The organism is Nitrosomonas cryotolerans ATCC 49181 (genome assembly GCF_900143275.1).
In the GTDB taxonomy this organism is placed as follows: Bacteria; Pseudomonadota; Gammaproteobacteria; order Burkholderiales; family Nitrosomonadaceae; genus Nitrosomonas; species Nitrosomonas cryotolerans.
Genome location: NZ_FSRO01000001.1, coordinates 2,621,290 through 2,635,807, shown reverse-complemented (window position 1 = coordinate 2,635,807; position 14,518 = coordinate 2,621,290). Strand labels below are relative to the sequence as shown.

Here is a 14,518-nt window from a genome sequence, read left to right as displayed (position 1 = left end):
ACTACTAACCTGGAAAAATTATTCTCATCAATCTTTAACTCGGTTTATTTTGACTACTTCTTTAATGCGTCTCAGGCCTCGCATCACTTGCGCAAGATGTAATCTATTTTTGGCTTGTAGAATAAAACGCATGGCCGTATAGCCTTCTTCGCTTTCCATAATAACATCGTCAATATTTGAATGGGCTTTAGCAATTTCTGCCGCAACTCTGGCTAGTACGCCTCGTTTATTAGCTGTAACAACTTTTATGCCGACTTTGAAAATCCTGTCGATATCTTTGCCCCAGGTTACGCCCAGACAGTTGTCTGCATTTTTCCGACTGTTAGCAATAATTGGACAATCATCGGTATGAATGATCAATCCATGATCTTTCTTGATAAAGCCAACGATGATATCTCCTGGGATCGGATGACAGCATTTGGCAAACTGCACTGACATACCTTCCGTGCCGAGTATGGTGATAGGCCCATTTGTTTCGTTTCCATCAGAAATAGATTCTCCTGGATTTGCCAAACGCTTTGCAGCAACGACAGGCAACTGCTTGCCAAGCGCCATATCGGCCAGTAGTTCTTTTTTGGATTTAACGCCGCTATCGCGGACTAGCTTTTCCCATTGCGCTTCATTGATGCTCTCCGGATCTGTTTTGAAGGAAAGTAGTGCTTGATTTAATAGGCGTTCACCGAGCTTAATTGATTCATCATATTGAATTGTCTTGAGAAAATGGCGAATATGCGAACGTGCTCTGCCAGTAGCAACATAGGTAAGCCAAACAGGGTTAGGCTTGGCGTAAGGAGCGGTGATAATTTCTACTCGATCGCCATTTTTGAGTCTGTTGCGTAATGGTGCATTTTCGCCGTTGATTTTAACGGCTACGCAACAATTACCAACATCGGTATGTACTGCGTAAGCGAAATCCACCGCTGTTGAGCCTCTCGGCAATGTTAATATCTCTCCCTTAGGGGTGAATACATAGACGTCACCCGGAAATAGATCAATTTTAAGATGCTCTAGGAATTCTGAAGAATCAGCAGAGTCGCTCAAGGTTTCCAATAGGCTTTGCAGCCATTGGTTGGTTTTCATGTATAGATCATCAAGATCCGCATCGGAGCTTTTATAGAGCCAATGCGAAGCAACCCCGGCTTCGGCAATTCGGTGCATCTCTGCAGTACGAATCTGTATTTCTATCGGGAGACCATAGGGTCCGAATAATGTATTGTGTAATGACTGATAGCCGTTGGCTTTAGGAATGGCAATATAATCTTTAAATTTTCCCGGAATGGGCTTGTATAAACTGTGCAAAGCTCCCAGCGCTACGTAACATGAGGTAATATCCTTCACAATAACGCGGAACCCATAAATATCTAATACTTCAGAAAACGTTAAATGTTTCTCTACCATTTTATTGTAAATACTGTAGAGATGTTTTTCGCGTCCGCTTACTTTTGCATCTAATCCTGCTGTTTGAAGACGTGATTTAATGGCTTCAAGTATTTTTCCTACGATTTCTCGGCGATTACCGCGTGCTGCCTTGGTCGCTTTGATCAGTACCTTGTAGCGCGTAGGGAAAGAATAACGAAAACCCAGTTCCTGCAATTCTTGGTAGATATTATTAAGGCCGAGTCGATGCGCAATGGGCGCATATATTTCCAGAGTTTCACGTGCAATACGGCGTTTCTTTTCTGATCGCATCACCTCAAGTGTTCGCATATTATGAAGTCGATCAGCTAACTTGATCAGTATGACGCGTACATCCCTCGCCATTGCTAGCAGCATTTTTCGAAAATTCTCAGCTTGTGCATCAGCATGCGTTTGAGATTCGATTTTGTCTAACTTAGAAACACCATCAACTAATTCTGCTACTGGTAGGCCAAATCTCTCACTGATTTCAGCTTTGGAAATGTGGGTATCTTCTACTACATCATGCAGCAACGCAGCAGTAAGTGTGCGTACGTCAAGATGTAGTTTTCCGAGTATTCTTGCTACGGCTAGAGGATGAGAAATGTACGGTTCACCAGATTTTCGGAATTGCCCATAATGTGCTCCTTGGCCAAATGCATAGGCACTCTTAAGTTGGGAAACATCCTCTGCCTTAAGATATTTAGAAGTTTCAAAAAATAGCAGCTCCGCCTCAGACATAGCGAGTAATTAATTTGGCAGGTATTTAACAGAGATCAGTTTTTTTTTCATTTCTTAATATAAAGTTTTTATCAATGCTAATTTTAAATTAAATTATGAGTTTCTAGTTAGTGTATAAGGATGTGATATTGCTGTGTTTATCTAAGATCCTATAAAATAGTTTCGAGGTAATCAAAAATACAATATTGTGTAAAACGATTAAATAGCTAATTGTAATTATCGATAGCGCTATCAGCATCTTCCGATCTGGGGCCGGTGTGCCAACATATTCCTCTGACTAATAGAATTGTCTGAAATTATATATTTTTAGAATTAAGTATATCGATACCTATCTTACCTTGGGCTATCTCGCGTAAAGCTAATACAGTAGGTTTGTCGCGATCAGACTCCACCATAGGAGTAGAGCCTATTGCAAGTTGCCTTGCTCGGGTGGTGGCAACCAGGGTCATATCAAATCTATTTGGAATTTTTTTTAGACAGTCGTCAACAGTAATACGTGCCATAATTTTATTCTATGATAGGTTAACTAAATGAGATTACAGTATATCAATTATGATGTGGCTTTTATCAAGTTGGCTATTCAATAAATAGCTGCATGATCAAATTATTGATGAATATTTTATTCAAGTTGCGCAATCAATCTATGATGATTTACAAGTTGCCGTGCTTTTTTTAAGCGTTCTGCCCGTACAATACAGACAAGATCACTGACGGCTTCTTCCAAATTCTTATTGATGATAACATAATCAAACTCATGGATATGTGTTACTTCTTCGCATACAGCAGCGAGTCTTTTCTGCATAACTTCAGGACTATCCTGTCCACGCGCCATTAAACGTGTTGCGAGTGTGTCTGCGGATGGTGGCAAGATAAAAATTCCGACTACCTGATGGAAAGTTCGCCGTACTTGCTGGGCACCCTGACAGTCGATCTCTAGCAAAATATCATGACCCGATGCCATCGTTTCATTAATCCATTTTTTTGAGGTGCCGTAGAAATTCCCATAAACCTGGGCACTTTCTAAAAACTCACCCTGTTGCAACATCTGTCTGAAAGTATCTTTGCTGATGAAATGGTAGTCTCGCCCATTGACTTCTCCTGCGCGGGGTGGGCGCGAAGTATGAGAAATCGATAAGTTAAGATTGAGGTCATTCTTTAACAGTGCTTTGACTAGACTGGTTTTTCCTGCGCCAGAAGGCGCGCTAATAATAAATAAATTACCTGCTATTGTAGTCATATTAATTCGCTATGTATGTCAGTGGATGATGTCGCACTGAATGTAATGTAGCTTGTATTCGGTTTTCTAATATTTTAATAGTATTGTTTTCTCTGGTGCGATATTTTTACAGTTACCATGAAATAAGAGCGCGCTATTTTTTGATTGCTGGATGATTCATCTGAAAAGCAACTTGATCTGATATGCTCTAGCTCGATCTTTATTATCTATAATGCATAGAATCGAAAGAATCCTGTCGGTTTTTGAGTGAGAATTTTTTCGGTTGACGTTATTTACAGTTGGTTCTATCGACATTGATAGAGAAAATGTGCTCGTTTTATTTGAGCTGATATTATCCCAGTCTGAGAGAAATGCTTGATAATAGACTATCAGCGTAAGCCTTGTTTTTCGAGATAGCGTTGATGGTACTCTTCTGCTGGATAAAATGTGACAGCCGGCAAGATTTTCGTTACGATTGGTTCTTGGTAGCGTTTATCTTGCTGTAAGATTTGCAGAGAGAGTTTTGCTGCTGTTTCTTGTTCTGGCGTCAGAAAAAATATAACAGAGCGATATTGTGTTCCAACGTCCGCACCCTGTCGATCCTGAGTAGTCGGATTATGACAATTCCAGAATACATCGAGCAATTCTTCACATGAAATTTCTAATGATTCATATGTTACCTGTACGACTTCAACGTGTCCGGTTCTTCCTGTACAAACATCAGGATATGTAGGGTATTTGGTATGTCCGCCTGAATAGCCGCATATAATATTGCTGACGCCTTTTAGCCGGCGAAATGTTGCTTCTACACCCCAGAAACAACCTGCTCCAAAAATTATTTTTTCTACCATGAGTCTAATGCGATGCCTTTGTGATCACTGTTGGATGGTGTCTTGTGGTGTTCCATTTATTTTCTCACTGGTTAGATATTGACCATCAACAACTAATGTAGGAGCATCCGATAATTTATACTGTCGTGACATTTGTGTTGATTTAGCAACCTGGTTTTGTACCGTAAAGGAATTATACGTATGAATAAGTTTGTCTTGATCGATACCTTGTTCTTTGATCCAGTTAAATCATACAGATTCTTCAGCTAAATTGGTTTTTTTTCGACATATGAATACGATGTATTGTGCTGACGAATTAATGTCTTAAAATAACAATAGCATTATCAAGACCGCTGCATAACTGTTATCTCGGGCTGGATAAGATTTTTAAGTGTTTGATTTATCGATGCTGCAAGTAATCAGAAAAGCTCAAAAACACAGTTATGCAGCGGTCTTTTATCGTGTATTTTCGCGAACTTTGATAAAATTGGCCTTTATGCCATTTTTCTGTAAGGATGTGCGAACCTGATTAACTTCATTTACGTCTGTAAAAGGTCCGATCCGAACTCTATGCCAGATTCCTTTCTCTGATAAATCTGCAGATTGGATTGATGACACCATGCCGAGTAATGCAAGCCTTGCTTTTAGATTCTCCGCTTCCTCTGCTCTCTTAAAGGATCCAACTTGAAGAAAATAGTTTTCTACTGAGCTATTTTGACTTTTAATTGGAGGCGGTTGTTGTACTGCTTCTTTAAATTCCTGCTCCGTGACAGGCTCCTCAATACCTGGCAGTATTTTGTAAAAATCAAATCTAAGTTTTTCATCGACTTTGGCTACTTTTTCTTCAGGGGTAATAGAGGGCTGTATTTTAGATGGCGCTTTACTGATGTCTTGTTTTGTTGATGGGCTATCGGTTAGTTTTTCATTGGATAGAAATGGACTAGGGGCCTGACTCAGGTATATCCATACACCGATAGCGCTTATAAGACCCATTGCATAACCTATAAAAAGCCCCCAAATCAGCGAGCTCCCATTTTTACTGGTTGTCGATGACTTGCGGGATTTGTAATCTCGGCTCATGGGAATCCTTATTTATTAATCTGGTTACATTTTCTCTGGAGCATTCACACCTAATAGCGCCAGCCCATTATTCAATACTTGCCGTATTGCAATAATCAAGATCAGCCGAGCATGTCGGAGTGTAATGTCAGACACCAGAAAACGTGTTGCATTATAATAACTATGAAATTCACTCGCTAGCTCTCTGAGGTAAAAAGCAATCAAATGCGGAGAAAATTCTTTTGCGGCCGCTTCTACAATATCCGGGAAATCAATTAGCTTTTGCAGTAGTAATAATTCGGCAGGACTTGTGAGTGCTTCGGTGTTGGTATGGGCCAGTATGCTTATATCCTCATTCCATTGATCCAGTACGCTACACACTCGAGCATGGGCATATTGTACGTAATACACTGGATTGTCGTTACTCTGTGATTTTGCGAGATCCAGATCAAAATCAAGATGCTGATCACTTTTACGCATGACATAAAAGAATCGTGCTGCATCTTTTCCTACTTCCTGGCGTAACTCTCGAAGTGTCACAAAATCTCCTGAACGAGTGGACATGGCTGCTTTTTCCCCATCTCGGTAGAGCACTGCAAACTGTACCAGTGCAATTTCTAGCTTTGCCGGGTCCAGTTCCAATGCCTGGAGTGCGCCCTTTACCCGCATGATGTAGCCGTGGTGATCTGCACCCCATACATTGATAACTTGTTCAAAGCCCCGTTCAAATTTATTGAGATGATAAGCAATATCAGATGCGAAATAAGTAAACTGTCCGTTTTCTCGTTGCACAACCCGATCTTTCTCATCACCAAAATCAGTTGAGCGAAACCATGTAGCACCATCCTTTTGATATAGAAGTTGCTTTATTTCGAGTAAATGAACAGCATGCGCTACCAGGCCATTGTCAAACAGTGACTGCTCAGAAAACCAGATATCGAATTCCACACCGAATTCCATTAAATCGTTACGACAGTCACCTAATTGTTCGGTAAGTACAAAATTATGTATGTATGCGTAATCTTGTCCCAGCAGCTTTTTTACATGGATAATTAATCGGTCTAATTGTGCATCCAAGTCAATCGCCGTTGTAGTCGCTATATGAGAATTCTGTAACCATGATTCAGACTGATGAACGTAGCGTTTTCCATGAGCTTGCTGTATGAGCCGTGCCATATTCCGAACGTATTCACCCTGGTAGGCATTTTCCGGGAATGGTATTTTAGAATCGTAAAGTTCCATGTAACGTAGCCAAGTGGAAAGTGTCAAAATGTCCATTTGACGTCCTGCATCGTTAACATAATATTCACGTGTGACAGAAAAGCCAGTGGCAGTCAGTATGTTAGCAAGGCTTGCACCAAATGCTGCGCCTCGTCCATGACCGACGTGTAATGGCCCAGTTGGATTAGCTGAAACAAATTCTACTTGAACTTGTTTTTTCTGACCAAAGTTGCTGCAACCAAATTTATCGCCACTTTGCAGCACGTAATGTGGAAACTGTTGTTTGGCAGCAATCTTGAGAAATAAATTAATAAATCCTGCTCCCGCGACCTCAACCTTTTCCAGATAAGGCGAGTCTGGTATCGCATCAATTAACAGGTTAGCGATATCACGAGGATTCTTACGTAAGGATTTTGCTAATTGCATGGCCAGATTACAGGAATAATCACCATGACTAGCCTGTTTAGTACGAGCCAGTTCAATATGTACCGATAAGTCTGGTGGTATTATTTTTTCCGCAGCGTGATGTAGAAGTTTGGCAAGATGAGCTTTAAAATTAGATAGATCTGGCAGAATCATGGTAGAAAATTGTCTATATAGTTTGTATTATGATGAGATTGGAAGAAATTATATTTATCATTTTTCGCATGATTAAAGATATCGCTCATGTCTTCTTTATCTAAGTGTTGATTTTATTCTGCCTACTGAGTGGGCTTAATTGAATGACAATGAACAAATGAATGTTAATCAGAAGAGGCTGATTTTATCGTTGCTTGCTGGCGATAAGTTTCAAATAAACAAATTCCCGCGCTGACTGAGACATTAAGACTTTCTACGCTTCCGAGCATGGGAATGCGGATTAATTGGTCGCAGGTCTCCCGTGTGAGGCGTCGCATGCCTTCGCCTTCTGCCCCCAGTACCCAAGCGATTGACCCACTTAGTGTAACAGAGTTTAGATGATTATCTGCATCCGCCGCGGTTCCGACTATCCATATGTCGCGTTGTTTTAGTTTTCTTAAGGTCCGCGCCAAATTGGTGACGGCTATGTAGGGCACCGTATCAGCTGCACCACTGGATACTTTGTGAACGGTAGCAGTCAGCCCAACTGCTCGATCTTTAGGCGCGATTACTGCATGGATACCAAAAGCATCCGCTACGCGTAGGCATGCGCCTAAATTATGTGGATCCTGAATGCCATCTAATACGAGTAGCCGGGCAGGTTCGGATAGTGTATCCAAAATATCATCAATGTCGACATAAATTCTTGTTGTATCAATAGTTGCGGCGACGCCTTGATGATGTCTGGCTCCAGCCATATTTGTGAGTCTTGTATTGTCACAGGAGATCAAGCGAATTCCCTGGGTTTCTGCAAGTTTTATTAGGTCCCGTGTACGCTGATCATGACGTGCAGAGTCAATGAATATTTCCCTGATACTATCCGGATGTTGCCGCAGGCGACTAACGACAACGTGGAAACCAAAGATTAGGTGAATATTAGACATATTTATTTATATTTAAACGTGAGTACTTAATTCAACGTAAGAACGATGCTTGACGAAGGGCGATATGGTGTGAATTATAGAAGTTTATAACAATTGTGTTCTGATATTTAATATGGATTAGCGATATATACTGGTAGATAGATGAAATCTCACGGAACGGTTTTAAATCGTTTCTTTTTTTTGGTTTCTTTTTTAAAACCAGATTTGTCAGCGGTCTGGGTTGTTTCGGATAATACAAAATCAATTTTGCTGGTTTCCAGATCTACGCGTACGAGCTTGACACGCAGCCGGTCACCAAGGCGGTACTGCTTGCCGCTACGTTCGCCTTGTAATGTATGTTTAGCAGCATCAAAATGAAAATAATCGCGGGGTAGCTCAGAAATATGTACGAGTCCTTCCACATAAACATCAGCTAATGCGACGAATAACCCAAATCCTGTGACACCGCTGATAATTCCATCAAAATGTTCCCCAATTCTATCCTGCATATAGAAGCACTTTAACCATGATTCGACATCACGGGTCGCCTCATCAGCACGTCGTTCAGTTTGTGAGCAATGTTTACCTAATTCGTGCCAATCGCCTGGCGAATACTGATCGCCATTTAATACAGCTTTAATCGCACGATGTACCAGTAAATCTGGATAACGACGAATAGGCGAGGTGAAGTGTGTATAAGATTCGTATGCTAATCCAAAATGACCAATATTATCAGGGCTGTAAATAGCTTGTTGCATAGATCTTAACATCACGGTTTGCAGTAGTTGTGCGTCAGGTCTATCTCTTATACTCAATAATACTTTGGCATAATCCTTAGCGCCAGGTTTATCTCTTCCGCCTAATCGTAAGCCAAACTCTTTAAGAAAATTCCGCAATGATTCAAGTTTGTCTGGGGTTGGCCCTTCATGAATACGGTAAATAGCGGGTTGGTTGTGTTTTTGTAGCAGGTTTGAAGCACATACATTTGCAGCCAGCATACATTCTTCGATAATACGGTGAGCGTCAGTACGTTGTACGGGTTGAATTTTCTCAATTTTACCCTCGTCATTGAAGATCATTTGTGTTTCAATCGTTTCGAAATCAATCGCACCACGCTTTTTCCGTGCTTTTAATAGTGTTTTATATAACTTGTATAGTAACTGTATATGCGGGAGAAGCTTTATGTTTTGCTGTGCTTCTTTTCCTTTTGAATTAGTTAATATCGCTGTGACTTTATTATAAGTCAGCCGTGCGTGCGAGCGCATAATCGCAGGATAGAAACGATAACTAAGGAGTTCACCATTGGATTGGAGGTGTATTTCGCAGACCATACAGAGGCGATTTCTCTGCGGATTAAGCGAGCATAGTCCATTGGAGAGTATTTCCGGCAACATAGGGATGACTCGTCTTGGAAAATAGACTGAGTTACCTCGCTCGAATGCTTCCCGATCAATAGCATCATTACTATGCACATAATGACTGACATCAGCGATGGCAACGTATAGTTTGTAATCCTTGCCGACGCTCTCACAATATACAGCATCATCAAAATCACGTGCTGTTTCGCTATCAATTGTTATCAATGGCAAATGACGAATATCTTCTCTGTCAATGAGCTCTTTTTTTAATAATCGCTTGGGAAACTTTACAGAAAGCTGTTCTATTTCCGGTGAAAATTGATGAGGTAGATCATGTTTGCGTAACGCAATTTCAATTTCCATCCCGGGTGCTGTGTAATCACCCAAAATCTCAATAACATGGCCGATAGGCTGAATTTTTCTGCTGGGTTGCTGGATAATCTTTATAATGACGACTTGTCCGGCTTTTGCATGCAGAGATTCTTCCTTGGGTATGAGAATATCCTGACTGATACGCCGATTTTCTGCGACTACAAACAAGATGCCATGATCAATATGCAACCGACCAACCAGTTGTGTATTGACGCGCTCTAAAACCTCTACTATGGTTGCTTCTTTTCGGCCACGCCGGTCTACACCTATTTCACGTACCACTACACGATCACCATGTAATGCCTTATGCATTTCCTTGGCGCTCAGAAATAAATCGGTATTACCATCATCTGGCAGCAAAAAACCATATCCATCGGCATGGCCTTGCACTCTTCCTTTGATTAAGGCAAGTTTCTCCATGACACAAATATCACCCTTGCGATTACGCATTATCTGACCTTCACGTACCATTGCAGCCAGTCGATGACGAAAGATCTCATGTTCCTCTAAGGTAATGTTCAGGAGTTTTTGCAATGCCTGTTCGGTAATAGGGATACCTTGTTCTTTCATGATCTGTAGGATATATTCTCGGCTAGGCAATGGGTTGCCATAACGTTTCTTCTCACGCTCAAGATAGGGATCCAGATTGCGCAGTTTATATTTCTTCTTAATTGACAAAACAGTGATTTCCTATAGAATGGCGAACTTCCCGCCATCCTAGATAGACTAGACAGGATGCGGGTGTATATGTGCCCAGATGGCGGAATTGGTAGACGCGCATGGTTCAGGTCCATGTGCCTTCGGGTGTGGAGGTTCGAGTCCTCTTCTGGGCACCAGCTTTCATTATTTGTGATACGCTGAATAATAAAAACAGCTTTTAAACGCCTGTATCAGGAACGATACCGATCAGAGCGACACTGCTATTTCTTGATATTCTGGACAGTTAGAATATCGGATATCTAATTATTTCTTATTTCAGTATCCAGCTTATATCACACTCCCCTCCATATTTCTATCGTTCAAGGAATGCAAGAGAAAATCCGCTTGCGCTTAAAGTAACCTGCGCTTACGCTTAAAGTAACCTGCTTAAGCATTTTTCTTTATAACGCCTTTATATCATAGTCTTTCAAGTAAAGATATTGCACCACTATGGTATTCTAAACCTTTTATTCTTTGTTTCAATAGATGATTGGTATCTGACTGGGAACATGTAATCTTAAGATCGTATAAGGGATAGATCGATCGAATTAAGGTGTATCAAGCCAGGTTTGTTATATTGAGCAAGTTCAATTGATCTCGGAAAAGATTTTTGACTATATGGCATGGGGAGAGCAGGGCTCATGTATTGAGACTTTTGCAAAAGTCCTCTCCAGAAGTTTTCTACTATTGATTATAAAGGGTTAATTTTTAAATTATTGGGGTTTTGCAAAGGTCTCGTATTTTTCATGTAATCTGGATTCGGGCTTTGATACATTACTTATAATCCTGACAGTTCTTTATTAATAGCGACTAAGCTTAATAATAATACTGGCGCCATTCATTTCATTCTGACTAATTGATAGTTCGCCAGCATACACATGAACAATATCGCGGACAATCGCAAGTCCAATGCCGTGACCTGGTGTTGATTGATCTGCACGCACTCCTCGTTCAAGAATTCTTTTTACTGCATTTTGCTGAATACCAGGGCCATCATCCTCTATCCGAATAATAATTTTATCTTGCTGATATTTGGCAGAGAAATGGATAACACGGTGACACCATTTAAAGGCATTATCGACGAGATTGCCAAGCAACTCCATTAAATCTCCTTCGTCAATACGTAAATTAATCGTATCATCTACTTCAATTTTTATTTCAGGATGCTTGCTGTAATGTGCTCTTTTAACGGTGTTGATGATTCGATTAACGATTGGGCGTAACGTAATTAAGCGTGTTCCAGGAGAGCTTCCGGCTGTTGCTGCTCGACGTAAATGATATTGGATGATATTGTCCATACGATGGACTTGCTCATTGATAGCCGTTCTTTTTTTCTGTTCATTATCTCCTTCAATATTGATTATTCCATAAAGAATGGTCAGTGGCGTTTTAAGACTGTGTGCCAGATCGGCTAGTCCATTGCGGTAACGTTTTTGTTGTTTGCGCTCATGGTTAATTAAAGAATTAATGCTATCCGTCAGTAGCTTCAGTTCGGGTGGATAAATACCTTTCACATTTTTCTGTAACCCAGATTCAATTGCAGCGAGTTCAGTGGAAACCTGACGCATAGGTTGTAGGCCCCAGCGTAATACCAGCATTTGGGTAATTAATAGTAGCAACGCCATCACACCAAGCCATCCCCAGAGATCCTCACGATAACGTTCAATCTGAGCATCAAATAATGTCATATCCGTAACGACATTGAAAGTCAGTGGGTAGACGTTGGTTTCTGTTGTCCAGGCTACGCCGAAGCTGTATATGAAATGTGCTTTTCCATCAATTTCTACCTGTTTAAAGTTTCTGATTCCTTGTTTTAGTGGTCTTTGAGCCGGTATTGATTTATTTAAAGCTGAAACAGATTGCCAGGCAATGGTTTGAGCCTGGTTCATGATGAATGCATAAGTTCCGGAATTCGGTCCGCTCAACTCAGTGTCAAGTAGATGACTGGGCATATGCAAAACACCCGTTTCATCAACTTCTGCGTCACCCATTAATAAGAGTGCCTGTGCAAGCATGCGATCTTGCACGCCTAAACGAGCGCTATCATAAAACGCACGATCTAAGGTTAAAGCAATGCCTACGATAAAGATCAACAGAACCAGCGTAGCACTTAATAAAATACGCTGATTTAAGGACATCATACTGTGTTTTTATGATTTGATTTAAAACGATAGCCGCGACCACGCACCGTTTCGATAGGATTAAGGTTCCCGTTTGGGTCAAGCTTGCGACGTAGTCGTCCTACCATTACTTCAAGCACATTGCTGTCGCGGTCTTCATTGTGAGGATAAAGGTAGTCTGTCAGTACCTGTTTAGAAAGAATTTCTCCCTGATAGCGTATCAATTGTTCGAGCAAGCGATATTCAAAAGTAGTTAAATCGATTTCGCTACCTGCAACGGTTACTGATTGAGTATCGATATTAACCAGGATCGAGCCGTACTGCAATTGCGTATTGGATGTACCCATCGAGCGACGTAACAGGGCTTTGATTCTCGCCTGTAGTTCCTCCATTTGAAAAGGTTTGGCTAGATAGTCGTCAGCACCGGTTTCCAAACCTTTGACTTTATCTTGCCAGCTATCTCTTGCTGTTAAAATTAATATTGGTAATATGCTGCCTTGTTCGCGTAATTTCCTTATAACTTCTAAGCCTGATATTCCTGGTAATCCGATATCTATAATAACCGCATCTATTGGATATTCACTGGCAAAGAATAATCCTTCTTCTCCATTATTACAGGTATCTACCATATAGCCATCCATTTCTAATTTCTGGCGGATCTGTACTTGTAACTGAATCTCATCTTCAATAATTAGAATGCGCATCTTATATTTCTTGGAGTTTGAGGTAACAGATAAGAATAGGAACAGGGTAGGGGGTAGTTTTACTGGGGCAATATACCGCGGTCCGTGTTCTTCCCATCAATGAGAAGACACAATGGTTCCATCAATGGCGTGTATCATAAGAATATGTACACTACCTTGATGACTGAGTATTTTGATCCGATACATGTTATCGATACGGTTTGCTGCTAGCACTCGACCTTTTATATGCTGCTGCGCGATAGTGACCGCTTTTTGCTGAGAAATGCCCGATTGATGGCTGCTGGCTAGTAAAATATTATTTTTTTCATCCGCTACGACGTATGGCGTGAAACTGGTCGTTAGAACAACGATTAATAAGATACCTCGAAACATACTCATGATAATGCGACCTGTCGTACAGATATGAAGAATATGGAGGACTGGTCGGTAATGAGCAATTGATCATTGCCCATTACCAGGCTCCATTATCAATAGCGTAACATAAAGCGCGCATTTCCTGTATCTATGCCCAGCATAACATTGGGAGGATAACCATAATATTCTGGGGATGGGCCTGAATACTGGTTATTGGTATAAGTGCGATTATCAATATATCTTGGCTGAGAATTGATATATCTGGGTTGTTGATAAGCTGGCCTTGGTTGTGGGGTGGATTGATAGATGTATGTGTTATATTCGTAGTGTTTGTGCTGTTTGTGTTGTTTGTGACGCTTACGATGTTTGTGTTTGTGATCGTGTCTATGGTGGTCGCGATCATATCTATGATGATCATGTCTATGATGATCTCTTCCCGCCGTGGCAGTGACTGGGATCGCCGTAATTATGCCCGCTAATACCAACATTAAAAGCGTTTCTGGAATCCTTTTTTTGATTATCATTATGATATCTCCATCATTCATAGTGTTTATTTGCTCAGGCCTATTCCTGATGATGGGTATGCTACACAAGTAATAATGAACGTAAGCTGAACGGAGTGATTAGAACCGGAAATACAGAAATAAGCGGAATTTGATTGAGAGATTGAGGAAATATAGGCACAGAAACTGTGCCAGGAGAATTGAATCAATTGCAATATTTGCCAATCAATACAGACTTTGATTGGCGTCCCCAAGGGGATTCGAACCCCTGTACTCACCGTGAAAGGGTGATGTCCTAGGCCTCTAGACGATGGGGACTAAAGGATTTTAATCAGTGATCGTATTTTATCTACCACTGGCGATAACTGGTGGAGATAAGCGGGATCGAACCGCTGACCTCTTGCATGCCATGCAAGCGCTCTCCCAGCTGAGCTATACCCCCTGATCAAAGGAAAAGGGATTATA

At 41.0% G+C, this 14,518-nt stretch carries 13 protein-coding genes and 3 tRNA genes; 2 read left to right on the top strand and 14 right to left on the bottom strand.

Annotated features, from left to right (window positions below; genetic code table 11):
* Positions 1–27: 27 nt before the first annotated feature.
* The 9 genes from BUQ89_RS11740 to rnr form a co-directional block, all read right to left on the bottom strand.
* Positions 28–2,136 (bottom strand): RelA/SpoT family protein, encoded by a 2,109-nt coding sequence (locus BUQ89_RS11740; protein WP_028460850.1) that lies wholly within the window; start codon positions 2,134–2,136, stop codon positions 28–30.
* Between the two features lie 296 nt (positions 2,137–2,432).
* The gene (gene rpoZ, locus BUQ89_RS11735) at positions 2,433–2,639 is read right to left on the bottom strand and encodes a DNA-directed RNA polymerase subunit omega (protein WP_028460851.1); all 207 of its coding nucleotides are present in this window, start codon (positions 2,637–2,639) and stop codon (positions 2,433–2,435) included.
* A gap of 116 nt (positions 2,640–2,755) precedes the next feature.
* Positions 2,756–3,373, bottom strand: coding sequence for a guanylate kinase (gene gmk, locus BUQ89_RS11730; protein ID WP_028460852.1), 618 nt, complete (start codon positions 3,371–3,373; stop codon positions 2,756–2,758).
* Between the two features lie 368 nt (positions 3,374–3,741).
* Positions 3,742–4,203, bottom strand: coding sequence for a peptide-methionine (S)-S-oxide reductase MsrA (gene msrA / locus BUQ89_RS11725; RefSeq protein ID WP_028460853.1), 462 nt, complete (start codon positions 4,201–4,203; stop codon positions 3,742–3,744).
* A 24-nt stretch (positions 4,204–4,227) separates the two neighbouring features.
* A complete protein-coding gene (locus BUQ89_RS14295; protein WP_256205421.1) occupies positions 4,228–4,407 on the bottom strand; it encodes a thioredoxin domain-containing protein in 180 nt (59 codons plus the stop codon).
* A gap of 231 nt (positions 4,408–4,638) precedes the next feature.
* Entirely contained in the window at positions 4,639–5,262 is a 624-nt protein-coding gene (locus BUQ89_RS11715; RefSeq protein WP_028460854.1) for an SPOR domain-containing protein, read from the bottom strand.
* Between the two features lie 24 nt (positions 5,263–5,286).
* A complete protein-coding gene (argS, locus tag BUQ89_RS11710; protein WP_028460855.1) occupies positions 5,287–7,041 on the bottom strand; it encodes an arginine--tRNA ligase in 1,755 nt (584 codons plus the stop codon).
* 164 nt (positions 7,042–7,205) lie between these two features.
* Positions 7,206–7,964: a 23S rRNA (guanosine(2251)-2'-O)-methyltransferase RlmB gene (gene rlmB / locus BUQ89_RS11705; protein WP_028460856.1), complete on the bottom strand. Its 759-nt coding sequence runs from the start codon at positions 7,962–7,964 to the stop codon at positions 7,206–7,208.
* A 149-nt stretch (positions 7,965–8,113) separates the two neighbouring features.
* A complete protein-coding gene (rnr, locus tag BUQ89_RS11700; RefSeq protein WP_051537502.1) occupies positions 8,114–10,351 on the bottom strand; it encodes a ribonuclease R in 2,238 nt (745 codons plus the stop codon).
* Between the two features lie 73 nt (positions 10,352–10,424).
* Between rnr and BUQ89_RS11695 the strand changes: the two genes are divergently transcribed.
* Positions 10,425–10,509 (top strand) — tRNA-Leu (locus BUQ89_RS11695).
* Positions 10,510–11,172: 663 nt separating this feature from the next.
* Here the strand turns inward: BUQ89_RS11695 and BUQ89_RS11690 are convergent.
* The 3 genes from BUQ89_RS11690 to BUQ89_RS11680 form a co-directional block, all read right to left on the bottom strand.
* Positions 11,173–12,513: an ATP-binding protein gene (locus tag BUQ89_RS11690; RefSeq protein ID WP_028460857.1), complete on the bottom strand. Its 1,341-nt coding sequence runs from the start codon at positions 12,511–12,513 to the stop codon at positions 11,173–11,175.
* Positions 12,510–13,196, bottom strand: coding sequence for a response regulator transcription factor (locus tag BUQ89_RS11685; RefSeq protein WP_028460858.1), 687 nt, complete (start codon positions 13,194–13,196; stop codon positions 12,510–12,512). The genes BUQ89_RS11690 and BUQ89_RS11685 overlap by 4 nt, the downstream gene beginning before the upstream one ends.
* A gap of 96 nt (positions 13,197–13,292) precedes the next feature.
* The gene (locus BUQ89_RS11680) at positions 13,293–13,574 is read right to left on the bottom strand and encodes a PepSY domain-containing protein (RefSeq protein ID WP_028460859.1); all 282 of its coding nucleotides are present in this window, start codon (positions 13,572–13,574) and stop codon (positions 13,293–13,295) included.
* 242 nt (positions 13,575–13,816) lie between these two features.
* Between BUQ89_RS11680 and BUQ89_RS14015 the strand changes: the two genes are divergently transcribed.
* On the top strand, positions 13,817–14,029 hold the full coding sequence (locus tag BUQ89_RS14015) for a hypothetical protein (RefSeq protein WP_218612801.1): 213 nt from the start codon (positions 13,817–13,819) through the stop codon (positions 14,027–14,029).
* Positions 14,030–14,295: 266 nt separating this feature from the next.
* Here the strand turns inward: BUQ89_RS14015 and BUQ89_RS11670 are convergent.
* Both BUQ89_RS11670 and BUQ89_RS11665 read right to left on the bottom strand, forming a co-directional pair.
* Positions 14,296–14,371, bottom strand: a tRNA-Glu gene (locus BUQ89_RS11670).
* Between the two features lie 48 nt (positions 14,372–14,419).
* Positions 14,420–14,495: transfer RNA gene (locus tag BUQ89_RS11665), tRNA-Ala, on the bottom strand.
* Between the last annotated feature and the right edge of the window lie 23 nt (positions 14,496–14,518).

Excerpts from the sequence above, each read along its gene's own strand:
- BUQ89_RS11685 (WP_028460858.1), bottom strand. The coding sequence starts at position 13,196 with ATGCGCATTCTAATTATTGAAGATGAGATTCAGTTACAAGTACAGATC.
- rpoZ (WP_028460851.1), bottom strand. The coding sequence starts at position 2,639 with ATGGCACGTATTACTGTTGACGACTGTCTAAAAAAAATTCCAAATAGA.
- gmk (WP_028460852.1), bottom strand. The coding sequence starts at position 3,373 with ATGACTACAATAGCAGGTAATTTATTTATTATTAGCGCGCCTTCTGGC.
- BUQ89_RS11715 (WP_028460854.1), bottom strand. The coding sequence starts at position 5,262 with ATGAGCCGAGATTACAAATCCCGCAAGTCATCGACAACCAGTAAAAAT.
- BUQ89_RS11740 (WP_028460850.1), bottom strand. The coding sequence starts at position 2,136 with ATGTCTGAGGCGGAGCTGCTATTTTTTGAAACTTCTAAATATCTTAAG.
- rlmB (WP_028460856.1), bottom strand. The coding sequence starts at position 7,964 with ATGTCTAATATTCACCTAATCTTTGGTTTCCACGTTGTCGTTAGTCGC.
- msrA (WP_028460853.1), bottom strand. The coding sequence starts at position 4,203 with ATGGTAGAAAAAATAATTTTTGGAGCAGGTTGTTTCTGGGGTGTAGAA.
- BUQ89_RS11690 (WP_028460857.1), bottom strand. The coding sequence starts at position 12,513 with ATGATGTCCTTAAATCAGCGTATTTTATTAAGTGCTACGCTGGTTCTG.
- BUQ89_RS11680 (WP_028460859.1), bottom strand. The coding sequence starts at position 13,574 with ATGAGTATGTTTCGAGGTATCTTATTAATCGTTGTTCTAACGACCAGT.
- argS (WP_028460855.1), bottom strand. The coding sequence starts at position 7,041 with ATGATTCTGCCAGATCTATCTAATTTTAAAGCTCATCTTGCCAAACTT.